The sequence below is a fragment of the Gaetbulibacter sp. NE genome (assembly GCF_025548475.1).
GTDB lineage: Bacteria > Bacteroidota > Bacteroidia > Flavobacteriales > Flavobacteriaceae > Gaetbulibacter_B > Gaetbulibacter_B jejuensis.
Map to the genome: position 1 here is coordinate 14,794 of NZ_JAOQHY010000017.1, position 26,363 is coordinate 41,156.

29 protein-coding genes are annotated in these 26,363 nt (G+C 32.4%); 17 read left to right on the forward strand and 12 right to left on the reverse strand.

The features are described 5' to 3' along the window. Positions 1-25: 25 nt before the first annotated feature. From rsmD to OD803_RS14130, 3 genes are read right to left on the reverse strand one after another with little or no spacing between them, the layout of a single operon-like run. A complete protein-coding gene (gene rsmD, locus OD803_RS14120; RefSeq protein WP_262733990.1) occupies positions 26-580 on the reverse strand; it encodes a 16S rRNA (guanine(966)-N(2))-methyltransferase RsmD in 555 nt (184 codons plus the stop codon). After that, positions 580-1,428 (reverse strand): DUF3822 family protein, encoded by an 849-nt coding sequence (locus tag OD803_RS14125; RefSeq protein WP_262733991.1) that lies wholly within the window; start codon positions 1,426-1,428, stop codon positions 580-582. Before OD803_RS14125 ends, rsmD begins: the two co-directional genes overlap by 1 nt. Next, a complete protein-coding gene (locus OD803_RS14130; RefSeq protein ID WP_238155778.1) occupies positions 1,391-2,119 on the reverse strand; it encodes a hypothetical protein in 729 nt (242 codons plus the stop codon). Before OD803_RS14130 ends, OD803_RS14125 begins: the two co-directional genes overlap by 38 nt. Positions 2,120-2,318: 199 nt before the next feature. On the opposite strand from OD803_RS14130, the gene OD803_RS14135 reads away from it, so the two are divergent. The 7 genes from OD803_RS14135 to OD803_RS14165 are packed head-to-tail and all read left to right on the forward strand — an operon-like array spanning position 2,319 to position 8,116. Then, complete coding sequence (locus OD803_RS14135) at positions 2,319-3,743, forward strand: ATP-dependent DNA helicase (protein WP_262733993.1); 1,425 nt, start codon at positions 2,319-2,321, stop codon at positions 3,741-3,743. A 41-nt stretch (positions 3,744-3,784) separates the two neighbouring features. After that, on the forward strand, positions 3,785-4,351 hold the full coding sequence (locus tag OD803_RS14140) for a DUF4126 domain-containing protein (RefSeq protein WP_134201371.1): 567 nt from the start codon (positions 3,785-3,787) through the stop codon (positions 4,349-4,351). 48 nt (positions 4,352-4,399) lie between these two features. After that, positions 4,400-5,128 carry a 3-deoxy-manno-octulosonate cytidylyltransferase gene (gene kdsB / locus OD803_RS14145; protein ID WP_129761813.1) on the forward strand — a complete coding sequence of 243 codons (729 nt, stop codon included), beginning with the start codon at positions 4,400-4,402 and terminating at the stop codon, positions 5,126-5,128. After that, positions 5,119-5,820 carry an HAD family hydrolase gene (locus OD803_RS14150; protein ID WP_129761814.1) on the forward strand — a complete coding sequence of 234 codons (702 nt, stop codon included), beginning with the start codon at positions 5,119-5,121 and terminating at the stop codon, positions 5,818-5,820. Before kdsB ends, OD803_RS14150 begins: the two co-directional genes overlap by 10 nt. Continuing rightward, entirely contained in the window at positions 5,821-6,438 is a 618-nt protein-coding gene (locus OD803_RS14155; RefSeq protein ID WP_262733995.1) for a CatA-like O-acetyltransferase, read from the forward strand. 45 nt (positions 6,439-6,483) lie between these two features. Continuing rightward, positions 6,484-7,566, forward strand: a complete 1,083-nt coding sequence (locus tag OD803_RS14160) for an iron-containing alcohol dehydrogenase family protein (RefSeq protein ID WP_262733997.1) — start codon at positions 6,484-6,486, stop codon at positions 7,564-7,566. A 1-nt stretch (position 7,567) separates the two neighbouring features. Next, positions 7,568-8,116 carry a 1-acyl-sn-glycerol-3-phosphate acyltransferase gene (locus tag OD803_RS14165; RefSeq protein ID WP_262733998.1) on the forward strand — a complete coding sequence of 183 codons (549 nt, stop codon included), beginning with the start codon at positions 7,568-7,570 and terminating at the stop codon, positions 8,114-8,116. 133 nt (positions 8,117-8,249) lie between these two features. Here OD803_RS14165 and OD803_RS14170 read toward each other — a convergent pair whose 3' ends face one another. Beyond that, positions 8,250-8,717, reverse strand: a complete 468-nt coding sequence (locus tag OD803_RS14170) for a nuclear transport factor 2 family protein (protein ID WP_262733999.1) — start codon at positions 8,715-8,717, stop codon at positions 8,250-8,252. A 109-nt stretch (positions 8,718-8,826) separates the two neighbouring features. Between OD803_RS14170 and OD803_RS14175 the strand changes: the two genes are divergently transcribed. Next, positions 8,827-9,861 carry a hypothetical protein gene (locus OD803_RS14175; RefSeq protein ID WP_262734000.1) on the forward strand — a complete coding sequence of 345 codons (1,035 nt, stop codon included), beginning with the start codon at positions 8,827-8,829 and terminating at the stop codon, positions 9,859-9,861. A 95-nt stretch (positions 9,862-9,956) separates the two neighbouring features. On the opposite strand, the gene OD803_RS14180 is transcribed toward OD803_RS14175, so the two are convergent. Beyond that, positions 9,957-10,511, reverse strand: coding sequence for a thioredoxin family protein (locus OD803_RS14180; RefSeq protein ID WP_262734001.1), 555 nt, complete (start codon positions 10,509-10,511; stop codon positions 9,957-9,959). Positions 10,512-10,549: 38 nt separating this feature from the next. On the opposite strand from OD803_RS14180, the gene OD803_RS14185 reads away from it, so the two are divergent. From OD803_RS14185 to OD803_RS14195, 3 genes are read left to right on the forward strand one after another with little or no spacing between them, the layout of a single operon-like run. Continuing rightward, positions 10,550-10,888 carry a tRNA-binding protein gene (locus OD803_RS14185; RefSeq protein WP_262734003.1) on the forward strand — a complete coding sequence of 113 codons (339 nt, stop codon included), beginning with the start codon at positions 10,550-10,552 and terminating at the stop codon, positions 10,886-10,888. Position 10,889: 1 nt separating this feature from the next. Then, positions 10,890-11,804, forward strand: a complete 915-nt coding sequence (locus OD803_RS14190) for a bile acid:sodium symporter family protein (protein WP_262734005.1) — start codon at positions 10,890-10,892, stop codon at positions 11,802-11,804. Then, a complete protein-coding gene (locus OD803_RS14195) occupies positions 11,801-12,829 on the forward strand; it encodes a 1-acyl-sn-glycerol-3-phosphate acyltransferase (protein ID WP_262734006.1) in 1,029 nt (342 codons plus the stop codon). The genes OD803_RS14190 and OD803_RS14195 overlap by 4 nt, the downstream gene beginning before the upstream one ends. Here OD803_RS14195 and OD803_RS14200 read toward each other — a convergent pair. The 3 genes from OD803_RS14200 to OD803_RS14210 form a co-directional block, all read right to left on the reverse strand. After that, on the reverse strand, positions 12,824-15,325 hold the full coding sequence (locus OD803_RS14200) for a M14 family metallopeptidase (protein WP_262734008.1): 2,502 nt from the start codon (positions 15,323-15,325) through the stop codon (positions 12,824-12,826). The two genes, OD803_RS14195 and OD803_RS14200, sit on opposite strands and share 6 nt — an antisense overlap. An 84-nt stretch (positions 15,326-15,409) precedes the next feature. Next, positions 15,410-15,808, reverse strand: a complete 399-nt coding sequence (locus OD803_RS14205) for a PUR family DNA/RNA-binding protein (protein ID WP_262734010.1) — start codon at positions 15,806-15,808, stop codon at positions 15,410-15,412. A 71-nt stretch (positions 15,809-15,879) separates the two neighbouring features. Next, on the reverse strand, positions 15,880-17,640 hold the full coding sequence (locus tag OD803_RS14210; RefSeq protein WP_131506565.1) for an ABC transporter ATP-binding protein: 1,761 nt from the start codon (positions 17,638-17,640) through the stop codon (positions 15,880-15,882). Between the two features lie 135 nt (positions 17,641-17,775). Between OD803_RS14210 and OD803_RS14215 the strand changes: the two genes are divergently transcribed. From OD803_RS14215 to yajC, 4 genes are all read left to right on the forward strand, one after another. Beyond that, on the forward strand, positions 17,776-18,879 hold the full coding sequence (locus OD803_RS14215; protein ID WP_131506566.1) for a Glu/Leu/Phe/Val family dehydrogenase: 1,104 nt from the start codon (positions 17,776-17,778) through the stop codon (positions 18,877-18,879). A gap of 105 nt (positions 18,880-18,984) precedes the next feature. Further along, positions 18,985-19,929, forward strand: a complete 945-nt coding sequence (gene nusB, locus OD803_RS14220) for a transcription antitermination factor NusB (protein WP_262734011.1) — start codon at positions 18,985-18,987, stop codon at positions 19,927-19,929. Between the two features lie 74 nt (positions 19,930-20,003). Beyond that, positions 20,004-20,501, forward strand: a complete 498-nt coding sequence (locus OD803_RS14225; RefSeq protein ID WP_129761826.1) for a DUF1573 domain-containing protein — start codon at positions 20,004-20,006, stop codon at positions 20,499-20,501. A 6-nt stretch (positions 20,502-20,507) separates the two neighbouring features. After that, positions 20,508-20,798, forward strand: coding sequence for a preprotein translocase subunit YajC (gene yajC, locus OD803_RS14230; RefSeq protein WP_131506567.1), 291 nt, complete (start codon positions 20,508-20,510; stop codon positions 20,796-20,798). 84 nt (positions 20,799-20,882) lie between these two features. Here yajC and OD803_RS14235 read toward each other — a convergent pair whose 3' ends face one another. From OD803_RS14235 to pepT, 4 genes are all read right to left on the reverse strand, one after another. Next, complete coding sequence (locus OD803_RS14235; RefSeq protein ID WP_262734014.1) at positions 20,883-21,479, reverse strand: YdeI/OmpD-associated family protein; 597 nt, start codon at positions 21,477-21,479, stop codon at positions 20,883-20,885. Positions 21,480-21,482: 3 nt separating this feature from the next. Beyond that, positions 21,483-22,133, reverse strand: a complete 651-nt coding sequence (locus tag OD803_RS14240) for a hypothetical protein (RefSeq protein ID WP_262734015.1) — start codon at positions 22,131-22,133, stop codon at positions 21,483-21,485. A gap of 114 nt (positions 22,134-22,247) precedes the next feature. Then, positions 22,248-22,928, reverse strand: a complete 681-nt coding sequence (locus OD803_RS14245; RefSeq protein ID WP_262734016.1) for a hypothetical protein — start codon at positions 22,926-22,928, stop codon at positions 22,248-22,250. An 88-nt stretch (positions 22,929-23,016) separates the two neighbouring features. Beyond that, the gene (pepT, locus tag OD803_RS14250; protein WP_129761831.1) at positions 23,017-24,261 is read right to left on the reverse strand and encodes a peptidase T; all 1,245 of its coding nucleotides are present in this window, start codon (positions 24,259-24,261) and stop codon (positions 23,017-23,019) included. 96 nt (positions 24,262-24,357) lie between these two features. Here pepT and OD803_RS14255 point away from each other — a divergent pair, with 96 nt between their 5' ends. Then, a complete protein-coding gene (locus tag OD803_RS14255; RefSeq protein ID WP_129761832.1) occupies positions 24,358-25,380 on the forward strand; it encodes a quinone-dependent dihydroorotate dehydrogenase in 1,023 nt (340 codons plus the stop codon). Positions 25,381-25,477: 97 nt separating this feature from the next. Next, the gene (locus OD803_RS14260; RefSeq protein WP_129761833.1) at positions 25,478-26,341 is read left to right on the forward strand and encodes a hydroxymethylglutaryl-CoA lyase; all 864 of its coding nucleotides are present in this window, start codon (positions 25,478-25,480) and stop codon (positions 26,339-26,341) included. The last annotated feature ends 22 nt before the right edge of the window (positions 26,342-26,363 follow it).

Genomic DNA, 26,363 nt, shown 5'->3' on the forward strand with positions numbered 1-26,363 from the left:
TGAAATGTCAAAAGGCTTTGTTTTTTTATTCTTCTTCGTCTGATAGAATTTCGAAAAAACTAAATGTGTTACCACCATAACTTTTAGAATAACTGTAGTGTTCCATTTGTGATAAATTAGTATGTTTTGAATGCTCAACCACCAACAAACCATCAGTCTCTAATTGTTGGTTTTGAAATACTAACTGCGGAATTTTAGCAAATTCTTCAACAGGAAAATCATAAGGTGGATCTGCAAAAATGATAGTAAACTTTTGAACGTTTTTTTCTAAAAACTTAAACACATCACTTTTTATGGTAGTGATGTTCATTTCAAAAGCATCAGCAGTTTCATTAATAAATTTAATACAGCCAAAATTTTCATCAACAGCAGTAATGCGCTCAGTGCCTCTTGAGGCAAATTCATAGCTTATATTTCCTGTTCCAGAAAACAAGTCTAGTACTGAAACTTCGTCAAAGTAATAATGATTGTTAAGTATGTTAAACAACGACTCCTTTGCCATATCTGTAGTTGGACGTACAGGTAGCTTTTTGGGAGCTGAAATTCGTCTTCCTTTAAATTTTCCAGATATAATTCGCATTAACTAAAACTGTTTAAAATTATAAAGTGATTGTAATTATGGTTTGGTTTGCTTTGAGCAGCAAATTTAAAAGTATGTTTTGGATCTATAAATTGAATATGCCTAATGTAAGTATATGCAATTGTATAGAGTTCAGAGTCTTCAGTAATTTGTCCGCTAAAATAGAGTTGTAAAGTTTCAGGGTCAGATTTTAATTGCTCTACTGTAAAAAGTACAAAGTATATGAAATCTTCTTTTGTCTTATACTCAAAGGTATTGTAGAGTAGTAGTTTACCATTTTCAACTACAATAATTTCAAAATGATTTTGACAAACATTTATATAATAAGAGGCACCTTCTTGTGTGGTTTTTTGAAGCAATGTATCAATTAATAGGGTTGATGAATGCTTGTACTCAAAAGCACCAAATTTCTCAAAAATATAATTGTTAATATTAACCAATGGCACATATACATTTACACTGTCATTAACAGCTATAACTTCATGCGAAATAAAATCGGTTTTAAGTATTTTGGCATTGAACTTTAAATAGTCTGCACAATTATCTTCATTAAATAATGCTTTAGGAACTAAAGTAGAAAGTTCGTTTTGATAGATAATCAATACAGATTTAAAAGCGTAATTAAAATCAGAATTATGTTCTAATTGCGTTTTAAGTCGCTCTAAAACATCAAAAGGTGTTAGCTTTTTATTGAAGTCTTGATGCTGTAAAAGCTCAATAGTATTTGAAGTTCTGTTTAGTATACAAAAAGAAAGTCCACTCAAACTAATTTGAATGGACAATTCTTTGATGTTATTTTGGTTCAAACGATTATTGCTCTTTTGAATAGTTAATTGGCCAGTTTCCAATGGTTTTTACTTCGTCCATTGAACCTACTTTCAGAGATGGTCCATTTACACCATCAACAGAAATAACTTGCTTTTCTTTCTTAACCAAGTTTTTATCTTGATCAAATAAAATTACTGATTTGTCAACTTTAGCTTCAAATACTGGAATTTCGTCCAACATTCCTGCTTTAAGTTCAAACTTAGCGCCTTCTTGACCAACTGGTACGTTCATCATTGTTTTATATCTTGTATCAGCTCCAAAAAGTGAATCTTTTACAGGAACAAAACCTAAAGTGTCAATGATAACAATATCCTTGGTAGTTTCTACTCCACCATAACGTCTTGTTAATTCTTCATCAATAACAGTAGAATCTCTACGTTGAGTAATAGTATATTGAGCAGTGTCAATAAACTTCACTAAATCATCAAAGTTATCAGTGAATTTTCCAGTTACAGTTCTGTGAGCTAACTCAGCATCTCTAATATCTTTTAGTTTTTCAATAACAACCGCATAGCGTTTTTCTTTTAGTTGATTGAATTGAATCTCTCCGTAAACAGACATAAATGTAGAGTAGGCTAGATAAGCAATTACAGCCCAAAGTACAATGTTGATTACAGGTTTTAATTTTTTAGGTACAAATTTATCAATCAACCATACGATTCCTATCGTAAGAAGAATAACAATTATAGCAGCAATAATTATTGTTAACATAGTTAGTTATTTTTATTTTTTATTAAAGGTGATACGCAAATCTACAATTTTTTTTTATTCACAAAAACCAATGCAAATAAAATTAGACTAAAAAAAAGAAAGATATAAAAATTGTTTCACATAATTAAGTCTTAAATTTAGTATTAATGTTTTAAGGCTATGTTATATAAGTATTATATTGCCACTCTTAAATAAAAAAATGACTGCTTCAGAATTTTATAAACTTTTAAAACAAAAATTCCCTTTTCAACCAACTAGTAAGCAAGAAATTGTCTTATTACAGCTTTCTGAGTTTGTTTTTGACGATACTCCTAATGCTCTTTACTTACTAAAAGGTTTTGCAGGAACAGGTAAAACTAGCATTATTGGAACTTTAGTGTCTAACCTTTGGCAAACTAAAAAAAGTGCTGTGTTGATGGCTCCAACAGGTAGAGCAGCAAAGGTGATTTCAAATTATTCAGGCAAAGAAGCCTTTACTATTCATAAAAAGATATATTTCCCTAAAAAGGATAAAGCAGGAGGTGTTAAGTTTGTAATGCAGCCTAATAAACATCGCAACACTATTTTTATTGTGGATGAAGCTTCTATGATTCCTGATGCTCCTGCAGATTCTAAACTATTTGAAAATGGCTCGCTGCTAGACGATTTAATGCAATATGTGTATTCAGGACATAAGTGTAAGCTACTACTTATAGGAGACAAAGCACAGTTGCCTCCTGTAAAATCAGAATTAAGCCCTGCTTTAGATGGCGAACAGTTAGATTTAAACTACAATAAAAAAGTGACTTCAATTGAATTGGACGAAGTTGTAAGACAAGAACAAGATTCAGGAATACTTGACAATGCTACACAACTAAGAGAAGTGTTGCAAGATGGCTTTTATGAGAGTTTTACATTTAATTTAGGAAACTATAAAGATATTGTAAGACTTGTTGATGGACATGAAATTATGGATGCTATCAATGATTCATACACTGCTAATGGTCATGAAGAAACTGCAATTATAGTTAGAAGTAATAAGCGTGCAAATCTTTATAATCAGCAAATAAGAAGTAGAATTTTATTTAATGAAAATGAATTAACAACTGGTGATTTTTTAATGGTTGTTAAGAACAATTACTTTTGGATTAAACCTACTAGTGAAGCAGGATTTATCGCAAATGGTGACATTATTCAAGTTTTGGAAATTTTCAATATTCAAGAATTATACGGATTTCGTTTTGCCGAAGTAAAAGTAAAAATGGTTGATTACCCAAAAATGCGACCTTTTGAAACGGTTTTACTGTTAGATACTATTGATGCTGAGTCACCTTCGTTACCTTATGAAGATTCTAATAGATTATATCAAGAAGTTCAAAAAGACTATGAAAACGAAACCTCTAACTACCGAAAGTTTTTAAAGATTAAAGGAAACAAACATTTTAATGCATTACAGGTTAAATTCTCCTATGCTATTACCTGTCATAAATCTCAAGGAGGACAATGGAATACAATATTTGTGGAGCAACCTTATCTTCCAAACGGAATAGATAAAGAGTATTTACGTTGGTTGTATACAGCTGTTACAAGAGCCAAAGAAAAGTTGTATCTTATTGGCTTTAAGGACGAATTTTTTCAAAATTAAGTTTGGCAAGCTTTATGCTTTTATCAATATAAAAACACTAAATGACAGTAGAAACAATTATTAGTATTTTCTTAGGGATTGGGCTTGCCGCATCAGTTGGTTTTAGAGTGTTTGTACCCTTATTTGTACTTAGCTTAGCAGCTTATTTTAATCTTTGGGAACTCAATGAGTCGTGGCAATGGATAGGTAGTTTAGCAGCAGTAATTACATTGGGTGTTGCAACTTTGGTAGAAATTACTGCGTATTACATTCCTTATGTAGATAATTTGTTAGACTCTATCGCAATTCCGTTGGCAACTGTAGCAGGAACAGCAGTTATGGTATCAACAGTAGCCGATTTAAGTCCAGTAATAACTTGGGCTTTAGCAATTATTGCTGGTGGAGGAACTGCTGCAGCCATAAAAAGTACAGCAGGAGCAACACGGTTAACCTCAACAGTATCCACAGCTGGTTTTGCTAATCCTGTAGTATCAACTGTAGAAACAGGTACATCAGTAGTAATGTCAATTTTGTCTGTATTTGTACCAATTATAGGTTTTATTCTTGTTATTGTGGTAATGTATGTAATATTTAAAGTTTACAAAAAGATTAAACCAAGTAGACCTTAATTATCCCTTAAAAGTTTTATTTTTGAAAAGAAATTCGACTTTCCATTTATGAAAATAATTTCAATGATTCCAGCACGTTACAGTGCATCACGTTTTCCTGCTAAGCTTATGCAAAATTTAGCAGGTAAGTCAGTAATACTTAGAACATACGAAGCTACAGTAGCTACACATCTCTTTGATGATGTTTATGTAGTAACCGATAGCGAAATTATTTTTGATGAAATCGTCAATAATGGAGGAAAAGCCATAATGAGTAAACGCGAGCATCAATCAGGAAGTGATAGGATTGCTGAAGCAGTTGCTGACTTAGATGTGGATATTGTTGTAAATGTTCAAGGAGATGAACCGTTTACTGAACGCGAAAGCTTGCAAAAAGTTATTGAGGTTTTTAAGCACGACGATAAAAAGGAAATTGATTTAGCCTCATTAATGGTTGAAATACACGATTGGGATGAGATAAACAACCCAAATACAGTTAAGGTTATTGTAGATCAAAATAATTTTGCATTATACTTTTCGCGAAGCCCAATTCCTTATCCAAGAGATAAAGAAGCTGGAGCTAGGTATTTTAAACATAAAGGTATTTATGCATTTAGAAAACAAGCACTTTTAGATTTTGAAAAATTACCAATGCAATTTATTGAAGCTACTGAGAAGATTGAATGTATCAGGTATTTGGAATATGGTAAAAAAATAAAAATGGTTGAAACCACTGTGGAAGGTGTAGAAATTGATACACCTGAAGACCTTGAAAGAGCTAAGCGCTTATGGAAGTAAACTATAGTAACATAAAAGTTATTGGCTTTGATGCTGATGATACACTTTGGGTAAACGAAACCTATTTTAGGGATGCCGAAATGGAATTCGCAAAACTGCTATCTCAGTACGAAACTGTTAATAAAATTGACCAAGAACTGTTTAAAATGGAGATGAAAAACCTTCCATTATACGGTTATGGAGTTAAAGGGTTTGTGCTTTCTATGGTTGAAATGGCTTTAGAGTTATCTAATAATGATGTGTCTAACGCTACAATTGATGCCATACTAAAAATAGGTAAAGATATGCTCAACAAACCTGTAGAATTATTGGAAGGTGTTGAAGAAACCTTAGTTGAGTTATCAAAAAATTACCGATTGATTTTAGTAACAAAAGGCGATCTTCTAGATCAAGAACGAAAGCTAGAAAAATCAGGATTGACAAAATATTTTCATCATATAGAAGTTTTGAGTGATAAACAGGAAGCTAACTATTCTAAATTATTAAACCATTTAGATATTAAACCTTCAGAGTTTTTAATGGTTGGTAACTCGTTAAAATCCGATATTTTACCACTGGTAAATATTAAGGCTCAAGCTATTCATGTGCCATTTCATACGACTTGGCAACATGAAACTGTTTCTAGTAAAGAGGCTAATGGTAAAGGGTATAAAACAGTTGAAAGTCTAATTCACATTTTAGAAGAACTTTAGATGAAAGAAATTAATATAGAATCTTGGAATAGAAAAAGACTTTACACACATTTTAGGCAACTTAAAGACCCTTATTTTGGTGTTGTAATACCTTTTGATGTTACCAAAGCATATAAATTTTCTAAAGCACAAAATGTAAGTTTTTTTGTGAAATATTTACACGATTGTATGAAAGCTATAAATGCGGTAGATAATTTTCGTTATCGTATTATCGATGATAAAGTAGTAGATTTTGATGTTATTCACGCTTCTGCAACTATAGCTAGAAAAGATAATACTTATGGGTTTTCATACATCACTTTTAATGAAAATTTAGAACAATTTGTAATTAATTTTAATAAAGAAAAAGAGCGTATTCAAAACTCAGACGAATTGTATCCACCTGTAAATGGTCAGGATTGTATACATTGTTCTGCGTTGCCATGGTTTAGTTTTTCAGGACATAAAGAGCCTTCATCAGGTCAATTAGAATCAATTCCTGAATTGGCTTTTTCAAAAGTCGAAGAAACTAATGGTAAGTTGATAATGAATGTTTCTGTACATGTAAATCATGCATTGATAGATGGTTATCATGTAGGTTTATTTGCTGAAAAGTTTCAAAATAATTTAAATACTTAGGTAATACAAAGTTTGTTATTACTTTTGTTAAAGACATAAAAATAAATGAGTTATAAAAATTATCCAATGGTGTCCAGAGTAGTTTTTGGACGAGGCTGTTTTAATCAGTTGGCAGATATTATTTCACCTAAACGGTTGAACACTAGAGCACCATTTATATTTTTGGTAGATGATGTGTTTAAAGGAGATGCATGGTTAAACTCTCGTATTCCTTTAGCTTATGACGATCAGTTGATTTATATTTCAGCTAAAGAAGAACCAAAAACGTCCCAAGTTGATGAGCTTGTTGAGCAAATTATACTAACCCACAAAGATAGACCTTCAGGAATTATTGGTATTGGAGGAGGTACTTTACTAGATCTTGCCAAAGCAGTAGCTATTATGCTAACTAATGAGGGAGAATCTAGAGATTACCAAGGTTGGGACTTAGTTAAAAATCCAGCAATATATCATGTAGGTGTGCCAACAATTTCAGGTACAGGAGCCGAAGTTTCTAGAACAACTGTTCTTACAGGACCAGAAAAAAAACTTGGGATAAACTCTGATTATACACCTTTTGACCAAGTTATTCTTGATCCCGAACTTACTAAAGATGTTCCTAAAGAACAATGGTTCTACACAGGTATGGATTGCTATATTCATTGTATTGAATCGCTTAACGGTACATACTTAAATGCGTTTAGTCAAAGTTATGGAGAAAAGGCTTATGAGCTTTGTAAAGAAATATTTTTAGATAATGATTTATCTGAAGAAGAATCGCAAGATAAACTCATGATGGCGTCATGGCATGGAGGAATGAGTATTGCCTATTCTCAAGTAGGTGTAGCTCATGCAATGAGTTATGGATTATCTTTCTTATTAGGAACAAAACATGGTATAGGAAATTGTATTGTTTTTGACCATTTAGAAGAATTTTATCCAGAAGGTGTTGCGTTGTTTAAAAAAATGAAAAAGAAGTTTGATATAAAACTTCCTCAAGGCCTTTGTGCTGATCTTGACGAACAGCAATTTGATACTATGATAGACGTTGCAATTAGTCTAGAACCTTTATGGGAAAATGCTTTAGGTAAAAACTGGAAACATACTATCACCAGAGAAAAACTAAGAGCTCTATACGAAAAGATGTAATATGCGTTGGCTAGCCAAATTTATATATTTTAAACTCCTTGGCTGGAAAGTAGTAGGTAATGTTAATATGTCTAGAGATACAGTAAAAAAGGCAATTATTATTGCTGTACCTCATACCAGTTGGCATGACTTTTATATAGGTGTTTTACTTCGTAAGGTTTTAAATATAAAAACCAATTTTATAGCTAAAAAAGAATTGTTTGTTGGTCCTGTTGGTTGGTACTTAAAAGCCGTTGGTGGTGCTCCAATTGATAGACAAACTAAAGAAAATAAAGTTGAAGCTATTGCAAAACTTTTTGCTCAAAAAGAAGAGTTTAGAATGACTCTTGCTCCAGAAGGTACCAGAAAAAAAGTAGATAAATGGAAAACAGGTTTTTATTACATAGCTAAAGAAGCCAAAGTACCTATTATTATGTTTACACTAGATTTTGGAAAGAAAGAGAATAGAATTTCAGAACCGTTTTATCCTACTGATGATATGGAAGCTGACTTTGAGTTTATGCATAATTTTTACAAAGGTGTAGTAGGTAAGAAGCCTGAATACTCTTAGTTTTGGCATAAAATTTGAATATAACTAAGCAATAGTCAAGCTGAAACATAAAGTAAACTATTCAAGTCCCTAAAAAGAAACAGTTTTTGCTATTAATTCAAAGCTACTTCACAGTAAATGGAGTAGCTTTTTTTTAATTAACATTACTTTCAAATTTATCTAACAATTTATTGGTTTGCAGTTGTAGTTTCTTTTTGAAAAACCCAGTACTACCCAATAAAAAGCCTTTAAAACCCATAGCTTGCTGCGACCATTTATGAAGATTAAATGTATCAATATGGTGTATGATTTTTCCATCTTTAAATTCAAACTCAGCATCAATTTTATTATGTACTTTTCTACCTGTTTTACTAAAAGTGTAATAGGCTTCCCAATGCGCTTTACCAGTTTGCTCATTAGCTTCAATGTTTGAAAATTCAATTTTAAAGTCTTTCCCTTTTTGTGAAGCACAAAGCATTCGCCACATGTTTTTTGCTCTGTTTTTTTGTAACACTCCAAAAGCAGGATCTTCAAAAGTAATATCGTCGTGGTAACAAGACACCATGGTTTCTGCATCTAGGTTATTGAATGCCTTATAAAATGTTTCTATTGTGTGTTGCATACAATCAGTTTTAAGCTTTAGTAAATGTAATCTTTAATTTTTTAAAAATTTTAAAACCGCTCTTTATAAAATTACGTAGGTATACTAATAACAATAAAATTTTAAACACATGAAACGATTTAATTCATTAAAATTAGTAGTCTTAATCACTGCTTTGTCAACTTTTGTTTTCTCATGTAGTGATGACGATGACAATAGCAATCCTACAATGGAAACGTCAGTATATTTATTAGCTTCAAATAATTCTGATGGAAACATAAACATTTATGATGTTACCGATGGAAGCAACGTTACTACAAAAACACTTATTACAACTTCTGTAGCGGCTGATGGTATTTACTATGACCAATCTGATGATGCAGTTATTCAGGCTTCACGTTCTAATTTAGGATTAGAAGGTGTGACTAATATTTCAACTATTACAAGTGGAACCTCAGTAGGTATAGATATTATGGGAACTCAAGATATGTCTAGTCCTAGAGAGGTTGCTGTAAATGGAAATTTTTATGTTGTGGCTGATAATGCTGATGTTGATGGTGACACCAACACTCCTGATGGTAGATTGTATATCTATTCTAAAAATGGAAGTAGTTTTACTTTAAGAAATGTAATTACAACCGATTTTAAACTTTGGGGAATTACATTTTACAACAACGATTTATATGCTGTAGTTGATGCTACAGGTGAGTTAGCAGTATTTACAAACTTTTTATCTAACACTACTGATGCTATGTTATCAGCATCAAAGCGAGTAGTTATTGAAGGTATTGTAAGAACACACGGTTTAACTTATGATGCTGCTACAGATACTATGGTAATGACAGATATTGCTTCGGCTATGAATGGTCAAGATGATGGAGGGTTTCATATTATTGAAAACTTTACATCTAAGTTTAATGGTGTGTCTAATGGAGGAACATTGGCTATGAGTCAACAAATTAGAGTTGCTGGTAGTGCAACAATGCTAGGTAACCCTGTTGATGTAGCTTATGATAGTGAAACAGAAACAGTTTATATTGCTGAAGCTGGTAATAATGGTGGACGTATTTTAGCATTTAATAATATTGGTACAGGAGGAAATATAGCTCCTGTTTTAAACAATAGTTTGGCTGCTGCATCTTCAGTATATCTATATAAAAACTAAATCTTTCTTTGATTAACTTTTGGTTAAAATTGCTATGAGAAAGACGAAAGGCTATCAATATTTTGATAGCCTTTTTTGTTATGTTTTTTCATCTACTACTTCCATTTAATATTACATCCTATACTTGGTTTTTGCAGCTCATTAATAGGTTTTTGAGCTAAAAGCGCATCTAGAGCAGCTCTAATGTCACTTCCTGTAACTTTAATGTCATTTCCTGGTCTAGAGTCGTCTAGTTGTCCTCTGTAAACTAATTTTAAATCTTTGTCAAACACATAAAAATCTGGAGTGCATGCAGCATCATAAGCTTTAGCGACTGCTTGTGTTTGGTCAAATAAATATGGGAAAATAAAGTCTTGCTCAATGGCATTACTTCTCATAAGTTCAGGTCTGTCTTGTGGATAGTTTTCAATATCATTACTGGAAATGGCAACACAGTTTACACCTTTAGAAATGTAATCTTTTGCCAATTGAGATAATTGCGGATTCACGTACTTTACAAAAGGACAGTGGTTGCATATAAACATTATTAAAGTAGCATTAACACCTTTTAATTCATCGAGTGACATTTGCAAACCACTTACACTATCTTGTAGTTTAAAATATGGAGCTTTGGTTCCTAAGGGTAACATATTTGATGGAGTTCTTGCCATTTATTTGTGATTTTAGTTTTATAACGTATTTTTAACCTATGGATAATACTATAATAACTTTTGAAGACTTTTCCAAAGTGGATATTCGTGTGGGAACCATAATTGAGGTTAATGATTTTCCAAATGCACGACGGCCAGCATACCAATTAACCATTGATTTTGGTGATTTGGGTATTAAAAAGTCTTCCGCACAAATTACAACATTATATACAAAATCGGAATTGCTTAACCGACAAATTCTAGCCGTAGTTAACTTTCCAAAAAAGCAAATCGCAAACTTTATGAGTGAATGTTTGTTGTTGGGAGCTGTTAATGGAAAGGATGTCATTTTATTAAATCCCGAACAAAAGGTTAAAAATGGCGAAACAGTAGCCTAATATGATAAAGCAGCTAGACGACGTACAAATACAATTTAATAGTAATGAGCTTTGGGTTTTAAACCTAGCTTTAGCTGTGGTAATGTTTGGTGTAGCTTTAGGTATTTCGGTGAGTGATTTTAAGCGTTTGTTAAAACAGCCAAAAATAGTATTGGTAGGGCTATTGTCACAATTTGTAGCTTTACCATTACTAACGTTTTTGATTATTATTTGCATAAAACCACAACCCAGTATTGCCTTAGGAATGATGATGGTTGCTGCATGTCCTGGAGGAAATATATCAAACTTTATGACGCATTTGGCTAATGGGAACACAGCATTGTCAGTGAGTTTAACAGCCTTTGGAACATTGATGGCTATTGTGATTACACCTATTAATTTTCAACTCTACGGAAACTTATATCAGCCAACTGCCGAAATACTAAAAAGTGTTCAGCTACAACCATTTCAGTTGGCAAAAGTAGTCTTGTTAATTCTTGGAATACCTTTAGTCTTAGGAATGTTTTTAAGGCACAAGAATAAAGCCTTAGCAGATAAACTATCAAAACTGTTAAAACCTATATCAATATTAGTATTTGCTGCAATTGTGGTTATTGCCTTTACAAACAATCTAGAAGTCTTTAATAACTATATTCACTACGTATTACTCATAGGAATTGCCCATAATTTATTAGCAATAGTTTTAGGGTTTTTAATAGCTAAAGGATTTAGATTAACGTTTGGAGATCAAAAAACAATTGCTATTGAAACTGGAATCCAAAACTCAGGATTAGGATTGTTACTCATCTTTACATTTTTTAGTGGGTTAGGAGGTATGGCTATTATGGCAGCCTTCTGGGGAATTTGGCATATTGTTTCAGGGTTATTATTGGCTTTCTTTTGGTCTTACAAACCTTCTAAAGCAACAGCAGTTTGAAAATATTATGGTTGCATATTGTTAGAGCTTATTTAAGTTTGGGTTTGTTCTTTTATTTCAAGACCATTAAAGTTGTACATGCTGAAAATGTGCCTAAAAATGGAGCTGTTTTATTTTTGGGAAACCATCAAAATGCCTTATTGGATGCGTTATTGATTGCTGTAAAAAGTGGGCGTTTCTCATACTTTTTAACGCGAGCAAGTGTATTTAAAAAGAAAGTGATTGCAAGCATTTTAAAGAGCTTATTGATGCTTCCTGTGTATAGAGTTAGAGATGGCTGGAGCAATATTTCTAAAAACAATTCGGTTTTTTCAATGTGTGCCAATTTATTGAATAAAGGAGAAGCCATTACTGTTTTTCCTGAAGGAAATCATAGCTTAAAACGACGTGTTAGACCTTTGAGTAAAGGATTTACTAGAATGGTTTTTGAAGCGTTACAGCATAATCCTGAATTACAAGTTAAAATGCTGCCTGTAGGTTTTAATTACTCCAATCCAACTTACTTTGGCGATAGTGTATCATTAAACTTTGGAGCTCCAATTTTAGTGACTTCTGAAGTTATAAAAAGTGTAGATGAAAGTACTAAAGCTCTAAAAACAAAAGTATTTAATCAGCTTTGTGAGCTTACCACTCATATCCCAGAAGCAAACTATGAAAACGACATAAAGACATTAAATGATTTACAAGTTGACTTTTTGCAACCTACAAGCGTTAATGCTTGTGTAGCTAGTCATTTTGAAAATTGTAAACCAGCAAAACCTAACCGATTTTCAATCTTTAAATCGTTTTTTAAACTGCTTTTAATTATTCATCTATTTCCACCTTACCTCATTTGGAAGTTCGTAATAGAACCAAAAATCAAAGAAGCAGAATTTATAGACACCTTTCGTTTTGCTATTGCTATAACTTTAGTGCCAATTTACATGGTAATAGTTGTTGTTTTATTATCAATGTTGAGTTTTAAACTAGCAATATCTTGGTTTCTCTTTGTTTTAGGAATAGCCCTTTTTTCAGTTAAACTATAGTTGCTCTCTAAAAAAGATGGTATTTAACAACAGCTTATTTGTACCATACCAAAACGCTCTAAAATTAGTGTTGTCTGTAAAAACAGCTACATTTCCACGTCTTAAACGTTGCACTTTAAAAGGAACTGTTAACGATAAACTATCTAGGTTAGATTGTGAAATATAACCACTCAATAAAGGGTTTTTAGTGTATTGAATAGGATTGTTGTAACTCTGTTTGTCAGCAGAAACAAACAACGTCGTATTTCTAAACATAGCTAGCTTATCATTTTTATAACCAAAATTCACTGGATGCGAACGATCTAGTTTTGTTTCAAAAATGGCTCCTCCAATAACCTGAGCACCATTATAATCACTACGTTCTTCAAATGAAATGTTTGTTGCAGTACGTTCTACAGTTTTAAAGTTTAGTTTTAAAAATTCGTTGTTGTTCAACCAACGTAAAGCATATCTGTAACCAATTAAAGTCCCTCCATTTTCCACCCAAGTTTTTAAAGCTTTAGCATCAGCACCATTTAAAGATCCACTTGGTAAAATTATAGTATTGTAACGATCAAGATTGGTGCGTTGTAAAGACCTTGTGTCTAGTTTTGTTACAGTCATATCAAAGCGTTGGTCAAATAAGTGCCACAATTCTCCAGCATCATAAGAAGTGATACCATCTCCAACGATTAGTGCTATTTTAGGTTGTTCCAAAGTTCTAAATTTACCACTACCTAAATCAATTCCTTCGGTAAGTCCTGTTGAAGCAGCATCAATAGTTACATGACTTTCTTTGGCAATTTCATTTAAAAACGAATACAACTCATCTGCATCTTTAGATTGATTTTGAACAGGAATAAGTATGGTTCCATAATCATAATCAGTGTTTTGTAATGAAAAAGGTTGCATAGCTACTTTGGCTCTAATACCAGATTTTAAAATAGCGTTAAGTGCTTTTGGAGCATAGTATTCATGCCATTGCATAAGATAAGCATAGTTGCTTTTAGCTGTAACCTTTCCTGGTTTCATAGTAAGTTCAGTAACTTCTTCACCTAAGTGTGAAGTTGAAACATTTTCAGCATAATCTACATTAAAAGCTAAAGGAAATGTCCATGCTGAAATATCATAAAACAAGCTATCGGTAAACGTAGTTCGCTTTTCAAACATTGCATTAATCAAACGTGTGTTTTTTTGATTTTTAGGAACAATATAACTGTAGCCTTTTTTAAACGATTTTCCATCTGCTTTAAAATCAGATTTTATATCGTAGAAAGTTATGTTTTGACGTTTTAAAATTTCAGCTAAATGATAGGTTTTTGCAGCATCTTTTTCGTCACCAAACACAATGGCTTTACCATTTTCTTTAGCAGCTTCTTGTCGTGCATTTTTGTAAAAATTTTGCTGATAGGTCAATAATTCTTCTCGCATACTTTCAGCAGCTTCTAGAGTAGATAAAGCAGCAGTAAATTGATTTCTTATAGTAAACGGAAAAGTCAATAATCCGTTAGCACTTTCTTGTATATGTCCTCGCGAACTGGCTTGTTCAAACAAAATACCAATTCCTCCATTTATATCAGGAAAAGTTGATCCTTTTCCATAGTAAAAATCATCAAAATTTTCTTCGGTATAGTATAATGAGCCTATTTTATCTAAAGCTTTAGCATGATAATTTCCAATTTTTTTGGTAAGCTCTTGATTTAATTTAGGTGTTAAAGGATGTGTTCTCGATGGGATACCTGGTTGAAAGAAGAAGGTAGAGTTAGTTCCCATTTCATGATGGTCAGTTAAAATATTTGGTAACCACTTATGAAATGTAGTAATTCGCGCTCTCGATTCTGGTAACTGAACTGGTAACCAATCTCTGTTCATGTCAAACCAATAGTGGTTGGTTCTTCCACCAGGCCATACTTCGCGATACTCTCTGTCGTTTGGGTCTGGATTTAAGTTTTTACCTCTATTGGTATTTGCCCAATAGGCAAAACGTTGTAAACCATCAGGATTAAAAGCAGGATCAAGCAAAATAACACTTTCATCTAATAACTGTTTTACAGCATCACTCTCTGCCGCAGCAAGATAGTAAGCAACCAAAAGCGCAGCATTAGAACCACTTGGTTCGTTACCATGTATTGAAAACCCTTGATACACTACTATTGGTCTGTTTGCAGTACTTATAGTGTTACTTTCAGTAGCTGCAATGTGAGTGTTCTGTATTTCTGAAAGATTACTATGATTTTCAGGAGAAGTTATAGTAAGTAGGAGTAAAGGTCTGTCTTCATAAGTAGAACCTCTATTTTCTATATGCACTCTATTTGAAGCTTCTGCTAAAGCATACATGTACTGCACAAGTTTATCATGTGTTACATGCCATTCGCCAACCTCGTGTCCAATTACTGATTGTGGTGTAGGTATATCAGGATTATAAGTTGTGTTTTGTGGTAAATAGTAGTCTAAATTGGTTTGTGCTTGTAGGTTAAATGCTAAAACAAAAAAGAGGAGTGAGTATAAAAATTTCATAAGGATTGTGTTAGTGTATAAATATAAAAAAACCGCTACTGTATTAGTAACGGTTTAATGTATTTTAACAAAAGATATTGTTTTTTATATATCTTCAAAGTTTACATCTGTAAAGCTTTCTGTAGATTTAGAAACATTTATAGTTTCTCCACCTTCTTCAATATCAGCATTGCTGTGATCGTCTTTTTTGAAATCTTTTTGATGACGCTCGCTTATAACTTCATCACCTTTTTCGTCGATGATGTATGAGGTCATTTCATTTAATATTTCATTAAATTCAGTAAAATCTTCTTTGTATAAATAGATTTTGTGTTTTTTGTAGTGAAAAGAACCGTCGTCATTAGTGAATTTTTTACTCTCAGTTATTGTTAAGTAGTAATCTCCTGCTTTAGTAGCTCTCACATCAAAAAAATAAGTACGTCTTCCTGCTCTTAATACTTTAGAAAAAATTTCTTCTTTTTCCATCATTCCGTGGTCACTCATAGATTTTAAATTAATAAATTAGTTATGTTAACGTTTCAAAAATCTAAAAAAAAAGAATAGTAACCAACAAATTATGATATTTCTTTTTCTGTAAGCTGCTTTAAATAGAGCTCTTTGTAGTAACCGTCAGAGTTTAAGAGTGTTTCATGTGAGCCAGATTGAATAATTTTACCATCGTCTAAGACAATAACTTTGTCAGCGTTTTTAGCAGAAGAAATTCTATGGCTTACTATAATTGTGGTTTTACCTTCTGAAACTTTACTAAGATTTTTAAGTATTTTCTCTTCAGTTTCAGTATCTACAGCAGATAAGCAATCATCAAACAATAAAATTTTTGGAGATTTTATAATAGCTCTAGCAATAGAAACACGTTGTTTTTGACCACCAGAAAGCGTTATACCTCTTTCGCCTAAAACTGTATCGTATCCTTTGCTAAACTTTTTAATGTTTTTGTGTACATCAGCATTTTTTGCAGCATTAATAACGTCTTCGTCAGTAGCATTTTCTTTACCAAACATAATGTTGTTTTTAATGGTATCAGAAAATAAAAAAGCATCTTGTGGCACGTAACCTATACTGTTTCTTAAATCATTAAGATTGAGCATATCAATAGGTTTGTCATCAATAGTAATACTACCTTGATTGATGTCATACAAACGACCAATAAGGTCTAAAACAGTTGATTTTCCTGATCCTGTTTTACCAAGTATAGCAAGAGTTTCACCCTTTTTAAGCGAAAAACTAATGCCTTTTAATGCTTCTATATTGGTATCAGGATACGTGAAAGATACATTACTGAATTCAATATTACCTTCTACAGTAGTATGCTCTTGTGTTTTGTTTTTTATGGTTGGTTCTTGCTTTAAAAACTCATTTATACGTTTTTGAGAAGCTTCAGCACGTTGCACTACTGAAGTCACCCAACCTACGGTTGCTACAGGCCAAGTAAGAAGGTTTACATAAATAATAAATTTAGCGATGACACCTAAACTTTCAATTTCACCATCAATATATTGTTTACCTCCAATATAAATTACAATGATGTTACTTAATCCAATTAAAAAAATCATTAAAGGAAAAAACAACGCTTGTACCTTGGTAAGGTTTATGTTTTTCTCTCTACTTTCGGTAGATAAGGTGTCAAAATCAGCATTTACTTGCTCTTCAATACCATACGACTTTATAACACTAACACCACTAAACGATTCCTGTGTAAAGGTTGATAATTTTGAAAGCCATACTTGTACAATTGTACTACGTTTATGTATGGTTTTGCTTAAAACATAAATAAGGTAGGATAAAACTGGTAGTGGAATAATAGTATATAGTGTTAGTAATGGCGCAGACTTAAACATTAAAAACAAGGCAATAACAAATAATGTTAGCGTGTTGATGCTATACATAATTGCTGGTCCTGCATATTCGCGAGCTTTACCAACATCTTCACTTATACGACTCATAAGGTCGCCTGTTCTGTTGGATTTATAAAAGTCTAACGACAGACGTTGATATTGTTGATAAACTTCGTTTTTTAAATCAAACTCAATATATCTTGATACATTGATAATGGTTTGTCTCATTAAAAACGTAAAAATGCCTCCAATAACCGCAGCACCAACAATGTAAAGAATGTTGATGAGAAGTTCTCGTTTTACAACAGCCATATCAGTAATAATACCTTTTCGGTATTCATCAATAACATCAACCGATGAACCTACAAGCTCTGGTGTAAACAATAGAAAGATACGAGCAACTATAGTAATTATAACTCCTGATAGAAGTTTGTATCTGTATTTATAAAAGTATTTATTGAGATGTTGTAATTCTTTCATTTAAGGATTGCAAAGATTTAATAATCGTTACTATGTAATTTTAGTCGGATAATTTTGCGAATACTTTAATATTAAGTTATTTTTGCACGCTGTTTTTAGACAAACTAAAAAAGCTATAAAATTAATAAAAATATAATGATATCAGACGTCATAAGTTCTAAAGAACTTTCAAAGGTTGATCCTGTTTTTGGTCAAGTATCTTTTGACAATCACGAGCAAGTTGTGTTTTGCAACGACAAAGATACTGGTTTAAAAGCAATAATTGGAATTCATAACACAGTTTTAGGTCCAGCACTTGGTGGAACTAGAATGTGGAATTATAACAACGAGTGGGAAGCACTTAACGATGTGTTGAGATTGTCTAGAGGTATGACCTTTAAATCGGCAATTACTGGTTTAAACCTAGGTGGTGGAAAAGCAGTAATTATTGGAGATGCTAAAACCCAAAAAACTCCTGAACTTATGAAAAAGTTTGGTGAGTTTGTTCACTCTTTAAGTGGTCGTTATATTACTGCTGAAGATGTAGGTATGGAAACTTCAGACATGGATACAGTAAGAGAAGTAACACCTTACGTAACTGGAATTTCTGAAAGTATTGGAGGAGCAGGTAACCCATCACCAATTACAGCTTATGGTGTATTTATGGGAATGAAAGCAGCTGCCAAGTTTAAGTTTGGTTCAGATGTTTTAGAAGACAAAACCATCTTTGTACAAGGAATTGGAAATGTTGGTGAAGCTTTAGTAGAGCATTTGGTTAACGAAGGAGCTAACGTAACTATTAGTGATATTAGTAAAGAGCGTTTAGAAAGCATTAGAGACAGATATGGTGTAACTATTTACAACGGTAACGATTTGTATAGTGAAGCTATGGATATTTATGCACCTTGTGCTTTAGGAGCTACTATAAACAATGATACTATTCATAAATTACAAGCTAAAGTAATTGCAGGAGCAGCAAACAACCAATTAGAGATTGAAGAGGTTCATGGTAAAATACTTCAAGAAAGAGGTATTGTGTACGCTCCTGATTTCTTAATTAATGCTGGTGGAATTATTAATGTTTACGCAGAATTGGAAAACTACGGAAAACCAGAAATTATGCGTAAAACAGAGAATATCTACAATACCACTTTAGAAATTCTTAAAAAAGCAGAACACGATGGTATCACAACCAACAGAGCTGCTTTAGATATTGCTCAAGAGCGTATCGAGACTAGAAAAAGAGAAAACGCAAAATAATTTAACAGTTACCAGCATTTAGTTTCGGTAATGAATAAATAATACTATTTTTGTGAGGCGAAAAGGTAAAGCTTTTCGCCTCTTAATTTTAACGTTCTTTATAATATGCTTAACAGAAGACATATTCGTATCAAGGTCATGCAAACCATTTATGCATTTAATGGTTCAGAAAGTTCTGACCTCAAAAAAGATGAAAAATTCCTGCTTCAAAGTTTAGATAGTATGTACGATTTGTACTTAGCTATTCTATCATTACTCATTGAAGTTCAAAAAAGAGCTGAAGACCACTTAGACAAAACACAAAAGAAGTTTTTAGCTACACAAGAAGAAAAAAATCCTAATTCAAAGTTTGTAAACAATAGTATACTTTGTGCTTTAAGAGACAACGAAACCCTAAAGGACGAACTAGAAAATCGTAAACTGAACTATTGGTATTTAGATTTTGAGTATATCGAAATCATTTTTAAAGCCATTTTAGAAAGTAAAATCTACAAAGACTATATGGCTACTAAAACTTCTAGTTTTAATGAAGATAAAGCTGTAATAGTTGATTTGTTTACTGAAATCATAGCGCCTAACGAAAAGCTATTTGATTACTTTGAAGACAAAAAGCTTACTTGGGTAGATGATTTACCAATAGTAAACACTAGCATATTAAAGTTGCTTAAAAAATGTAAGCCAGATGCACCTGAAGCATTCTTTACACCAAGCTTGTACAAAGATTTAGACGATAAAGATTTTGCTACAGAATTGTACAAAAAAACCGTTTTAAACACTACAGTTTATAACGATGAAATAGCAAACAAAACCAAAAACTGGGATGCTGAGCGTATCGCGAGTTTAGATTCGGTATTGTTAAGAATGGCAATTTGTGAGTTTCAAAAGTTTCCATCTATTCCAGTTAAAGTAACTATAAATGAGTATTTAGAGATTGCTAAAGAGTACTCAACGCCTAAGAGTAGCATCTTTATAAATGGTGTTTTAGACAAAATTGTTAAAGAATACAAAACCGACGGGAAACTAAATAAAATAGGCAGAGGATTGATGTAATAAGAAATTATTAGTACCTTTATCTGCTGAAAAATGTAAAACATTTAAATAATAATTTTTAAAAATTTAACCCTATGAAAAAAGTGATCTTAAGTTTAAGCGCATTATGTATGGTAGCTTTTACTTCATGTAAGGAAGATGCAGCAAGCAAAGTGAAATCTGAAAATGTAGCTCAAGCTGCTGAAAGAGATGCAGTTGCTGGTGAACTTCCAGTGATTTCTTTTGAAGAAGCAGAACACGATTTTGGAACCATAGTTGATGGAACTCCAGTTGAAACAAAATTTAAATATACTAATACAGGTAAAGCACCATTAGTAGTTAGTAACATTAAAAGTACTTGTGGATGTACTGTACCTCAAGATTGGAGTAGAGAACCTTTAGCTCCTGGTGAGTCATCTGAATTTACTGTAAAATTCAATGGTAAAGGAAAAAACCAAATCACTAAAACTATTACTTTAACTACAAATACTGAAAAAGGTTCAGAGCAAGTTAAAATTAAAGCTTTTATTGAGCCAGATCCAAACGCTCCTCAAAAAGCAGCAGGTAGTGCAAGTATTAAGCAAGTAAACTAATAATTAATGGAAGGAATTTCTGGTTTTTTACCTTTTATAGCCATGTTTGTTGTGGTGTATTTCTTTATGATTGCACCTCAAATGAAACGAGCTAAACAGGAAAAAAAGTTTGCAAGCGAATTAAAAAGAGGAGATAAGGTTATTACCAAAAGTGGTATGCATGGTAAAGTTGTTGAATTAAACGACAAAGACAATAGCTGTGTCATTGAAACCTTAGCAGGAAAAATAAAGTTTGAACGTTCTGCCATTTCAATGGAAATGAGCAAAAAGTTAAATACTCCTGCAACTACTAAGTAACTTGCTTAAACAGTATAAAATAAAAAACTCCGAAGTAACCCTTCGGAGTTTTTTTATGTATTTATTCTAAACACTAAACACCAATTAGCAATTCTTATATTTATCATGTAAGCCAACACCTTTTAAAATCATTGGTGTAATTTTGTCTAATCGGGTTTGTTTGGTAGTTTCTCTTTTAGCACTTTCAATATACTCACAGTATTCTCGTTGTTTACTAGGAGTTAAAGCTTTAAAACTAGTGTTAAGCTCACCATTGGCTTTTAAAACTGTACTTAGTTCTTTTGGGATAATCACAGTTTTACCTTTACGTTCTGGTTTTAATTCTTTACCAAGCTTTTGGTTTTCTATAGCTTCTTTTACATAGGCTAATACAGCAGCTTTGTCGATATCTTCAATAGACTCAAAACGCATTTGTCGTAAAGCTTTTGTTTTTTCTTGAGCATTAACTAGTAGTTGTTGTTCGTCTTTAAGAAACACACCATTAAAAAACCAAACACCAAAGTGCTGTTTAAAAGCACCTAAACCCACAACATTTTTACCGTTTAGTGAATACACAGGAGCACTCCATTTTAAACTTTCATCAAGTTGGGTGGAATTTATAAGGTCACGCAATAAGGTTAAGGCATCACTAAAATGGCTATTGACTTCTATATATTCTTCTACTGAGGATACTTTTTTCATGGTTTAGTTGTTATGTTTTACATATTCATAAATAGCGACACTGGTTATTGTTCCGTTGGCTTCGGTAGTTATTTTTGAAATATTTCCAATGTTGTCAACACAGTAGGTACTTGTGGATATGTAATTACTTTTTTGATTATTTGTAAACACTAAGCTTTTGCTTTCAATTAAAAATCCTTTTTCATCATATACGTTTTCAGTTTGAAGTCGTTTAGGATTGTCTTTAACTCTCCAAACTTTAGTAACGTCACCTGCTTTGTTGTATTCGTACTCAAAAGCACCATTTTTACTGTATTGATTCTGTGGATTTTTATCACCAGATAAGTCAAATTCTTGGTCTACTCGCTTAATTTCTTTTCCCTTGGAATTATATGAAATTAAAATTCGTGATGTATCATTAGGATATTCAAACTTGTAATGAGATTCTAAGGTTCCATTGGGTTGAAATCGCTTTTTCTCAATCATACGTCCATTTTTGTCATAAAGCTCCCAATCCCATAACCTTTTTTCATTTTGATGCTCAAGATCTAACAAGTAGATTTTAACTTCTTTTATTCCATTTTGTTTATATCTATCAGCTTCTTTTTTCCACATACTTTGCGAAAAACTTGAAAAACTGATGATTAAAGCTAGAAATAGTATTGTTTTTTTCATGAGTTTGGTTTTAAATATCACACAACTTTATAAAGATATAAAATAGGTGTTCACTACCGAATTAAATTTGATTTTTCTGACACTATAAAGTATTAATCGCTAATAAGTATTAATCTAATTGTTAAACTTTCTCTTCTCTTCTTCAATAGCTTGTTTAATAGCTAATTGAATGGCATGTTTTAAATTAGGATAGTTGGGTGGTGTTTTCCAATTACCAATAACTTCAACATTAAAAACGGTAAAGTTGTTATACAAAATAGAATTGTCTTTTAGGTTTATGATTTTAGATTCTATTCTACAATTTCCTAGTTTCTCTTCTTCAAAAATACCATCGTAGTTTACCAAAAGTCCATACTCAATAGTTACAATTAAAAGTTCATCAATGTCTTTACTTTGTAAAAATCTTAAATCATAATTAAAATACTGCTTTTTAGATTTTTTTGGTTTTTCAAACTCAACTAAATCTTCAGTGTTAAGCTCGTAATCAATTCTTTTAATAGGTTTTCCTTTTTCTTGATAAGTGTTAAAGTAAATGTTTTCAATGTTGTTAATAGGGTTAATTACTTTGTCGACTAGTTCTAATGGTGCTCTAAACCGTTTAGTACCAGTTAACGCCATTTCTAATAAACTTTGGTCTCCAATAATTTCTGCTCTAATAGAGTCAGCTATAAAGAGTACTCCAACTTTGTTGGTGTTATCATAATAGGTTTTTGAAAGCGGAATAATTTTACTTTTACAGCTAGTAAACAAAAATAAACATACAAAAAAGACAACTATTATTCGACTAAATTTCATAGTGTAGGGTAACTTAACAAGGAATAAAATACGTTAAAAAAAATAGCTTAAGAATTCGTCTTAAGCTATCTTACAAATTAAAAAGTGTTTATTTTTTATACTTTTCAGCAGTCAATTCAGCAATCTTGCAAATTACTTCGGTTGCTTTTATCATGCTTTCAACAGGTACATACTCATAACGTCCATGAAAGTTATGTCCACCAGCAAAAATGTTTGGGCAAGGTAATCCCATATAACTCAGCTGCGATCCATCAGTACCACCTCGTATAGGTTTTATCAAAGGTTCAATGTTAAGTTGTTTCATAGCTTCTTCGGCAATATCAACAATATGCATTACGGGTTCAACCTTTTCTTTCATGTTGAAGTATTGGTCTTTAATGTCAATGTCAATAACTTCTCTACCATATTCGGTATTGATATCAAAAGCAAGTTTTTGCATCACTTCTTTACGTGCTTCAAAGTGTGCTTTGTCATGGTCTCTAATAATGTATTTTAAAACAGTATCTTCAACTTCACCTTGTATAGAGTGTAAATGAAAAAAGCCTTGGTAACCTTCAGTATGCTCTGGTGTTTCTAATCGTGGTAAGGCATTAATAAATTCGGTAGCGATATACATGGAGTTTACCATTTTTCCTTTGGCATAACCAGGATGTACAATTTTACCTTTTACTTTTACAGTTGCTCCTGCAGCATTAAAGTTTTCATATTCTAATTCACCTATTTGACTTCCATCCATAGTGTAAGCCCAATCTGCTCCAAATTTTTCAACGTCAAACTTATGCGCACCACGACCAATTTCTTCATCTGGTGTAAACCCAATTTTAATCGTGCCATGTTTTATTTCAGGATGCTGAATAAGGTATTCCATTGCCGAAACAATTTCAGTAATACCTGCTTTATCATCAGCACCTAAAAGCGTAGTACCATCAGTAGTGATTAGGGTTTGACCTTTGTAAAGCAACAGGTCTTCAAAATAACTAGGAGATAGGATAATGTTTTCTTCTGCATTTAAAGCAATGTCCTTACCATCGTAGTTTTCAATAATACGAGGTTTTACATTGGCTCCTGTAAAATCTGGTGAAGTATCAAAATGCGATATAAACCCAATTGTTGGTACATCGTGCTCAACATTGCTAGGTAAGGTTGCCATAATGTAAGCGTTATTGTCTATGGTAACGTCTTTAAGTCCAATAGCTATAAGTTCTTTTACAAGTGCATGTGCTAAATCCCATTGTTTAGCTGTACTTGGAGTTGTATCAGAGTTTGGGTCAGACTCAGTATCTACGGTTACATAGCTTATAAAGCGGTCAATAATATGTTGTTTTTCGATCATGTTTTTTATTTTATTCAAAAATAACATTTATAATTTTTTTGGTTTTTGAATTGTAGGTTTTTTTATTTAAAATTACTTTTGCGCAAACATAATTTCATGTACAAAATCATTGTTCGTCCATTACTATTCTGTTTCGACCCAGAACGCATTCATCACTTTACGTTTTCATTAATTCGATTTTTAAACAAAATACCTTTGGTACCTTCGTTGTTTAAAAGTTTATACTTGGTGAAAGACAAATCGCTAGAGCGACAATTATTTGGATTAACATTTAAAAATCCCGTTGGTCTTGCTGCTGGTTTTGATAAGGATGCTAAACTGTTTAACGAACTGGGTAACTTAGGGTTTGGGTTTATTGAAATAGGAACGCTAACTCCTAAGCCGCAACCAGGAAACCCTAAAAAGCGATTATTCAGATTAAAAGAAGATAACGCTATTATTAACCGAATGGGGTTTAATAATGGAGGTGTAGAAGAGGCTGTAAAACGATTAAAGAAAAACAAAGGTGTGCTTATTGGTGGTAATATTGGTAAAAATAAGGTAACACCTAACGAAAATGCAACTGATGATTACGTATACTGCTTTAACGCCTTATATGATTATGTCGATTATTTTGTGGTAAATGTAAGTTCTCCCAACACGCCTAATTTAAGAGCGTTACAAGACAAAGAACCTCTAACTAAGCTTTTACAAGAGTTAAAACTGCAAAATGCTAAAAAGTCGAATCCTAAGCCTATTTTATTAAAAATTGCTCCAGATTTAACCGATGAGCAATTATTAGATATCATTGATATTGTTAAAGTAACTAAAATAGATGGTGTTATTGCTACCAACACGACCATTTCTAGAGAAGGTTTACAATCTGATAATAAAACAGAAGTTGGCGGATTAAGTGGTAAGCCATTAACGCAACGTTCTACTGATGTGATTCGTTTCTTATCAGAAAAAAGCCAAAAAGCATTTCCAATAATTGGAGTAGGAGGCATTCATACAGCTCAAGATGCGCTTGATAAACTAGAGGCTGGAGCAGATTTAGTTCAGCTTTATACTGGGTTTATTTATGAAGGACCAAAACTTATTAAAGACATCAATAAAGCCCTACTTAAAAAGCTTAAGTAATTTAAGTTAGTAACTTACAAAGTATTAGCTGTTTGTTGAAAATAGATTTTTATGAAATCGTTTTCGATGACAATATTCTTTTCTATCTTTGAAGCTAATGAGCAATCCAGTAAAAATCATTGAATGCCCTAGAGATGCCATGCAAGGTATTAAGGCATTTATTCCTACCGAAAAGAAAGTACAGTACATTCAGTCTTTACTACGTGTAGGCTTTGATACTATTGATTTTGGAAGCTTTGTGTCACCTAAAGCTATTCCGCAAATGGTGGATACTGCCGAAGTCCTTTCGCAATTAGATTTAAGCAAAACGACTAGCAAGTTATTAGCAATTATTGCAAATACAAGAGGAGCAAATGATGCTTCTCAGCACAAGGAAATTAACTATTTAGGCTATCCGTTTTCAATCTCTGAAAACTTCCAAATGCGAAACACGCATAAAACCATTGCAGAATCTGTAGTGACCTTAAATGAAATACTGGAAATAGCAGATAAGTCAAACAAAGAAGTGGTTGTCTATATTTCTATGGGATTTGGTAACCCTTATGGAGACCCTTGGAATGTGGATATTGTTGGTGAATGGACCGAAAAGCTTGCAGCAATGGGAGTGAAGATTCTTTCGTTAAGTGATACTGTAGGGACTTCTAATCCTGAAAGTATTGATTATTTATTTTCCAACCTTATTCCTAAATATCCTGATGTAGAGTTTGGGGCACATTTACATACTACACCAACTACTTGGTTCGAAAAAGTAGATGCAGCATATAAAGCAGGTTGCAGACGTTTTGATGGAGCTATACAAGGCTTTGGTGGTTGTCCTATGGCCAAAGACGAACTTACGGGTAATATGCCTACTGAAAAGCTATTATCTTACTTTACATCTCAAAAAAGTAGCGACCTTAACGCTATGAGTTTTGAAAGTGCTTATAACGAAGCCACCAAAATTTTTAATTTTTATCATTAATAAAAAAGAGTTTGTATTATTT